The organism is Streptomyces violaceorubidus, assembly GCF_000717995.1.
GTDB lineage: Bacteria > Actinomycetota > Actinomycetes > Streptomycetales > Streptomycetaceae > Streptomyces > Streptomyces violaceorubidus.
The window spans coordinates 1-618 of record NZ_JODM01000136.1 but is presented as its reverse complement, the minus strand read 5'-3'; the positions used below and the strand labels follow the sequence as shown (position 1 = coordinate 618).

Sequence of the window (618 nt, the reverse complement as noted above, 5' to 3'; positions counted from 1 at the left end):
CCGTGGGCCCGTACACGTTGACGACCGAGGCAGCGGTGGTGGTGAGCCGGTCGGCGAGGTCGGACGGCAGCGCTTCACCGCCGACGAGGACACGCACCCCGGCCAGGGCCCGGGTGACGTCGGGGCTGTCGAGCGCGGCACGCCACAGGCTCGGTGTCGCCTGCATCACCGAGACCTGCTCCTGAACCAGGAGGTCACGGAGCTGGTCCGGATCGTGCACGATCCCACCCCGCGCAAGAACAACGGTCCCACCCGAGGTGAGCGGGGTGAACAGCTCCAGCCCGGCGATGTCGAACCCGATCGTCGTCACCGCGAGAAGCCGGTCACCGCTGGCCAACGGCACCCGCCGGCGCATGTCCGCCAGCAGATTCGCCAGCGCACCGCGCCCCACGACGACGCCCTTGGGCCGCCCCGTCGACCCCGACGTGTACAGCACATACGCAGCCGCAGAGGGGTCGGCGGCCCCGGGCAGCACAACCCCGGAATCCACCACCCGCTGCTCGGCCCCGGCAAGCCAGACTTCGTCGACGGTGACGACGGGCCGCGTCTCCTCCCGCATGAACGCCAGCCGCTCCGCAGGAAAGTCCCCGTCCAGCGGCAGATACGCGCCCCCCGCCT

At 71.8% G+C, this 618-nt stretch carries 1 protein-coding gene; it reads right to left on the bottom strand.

All coding sequences use genetic code 11. The features are described 5' to 3' along the window. The coding region (locus IE94_RS36685; protein WP_037924801.1) for an AMP-binding protein at nt 1–618 on the bottom strand (618 nt) is incomplete at both ends.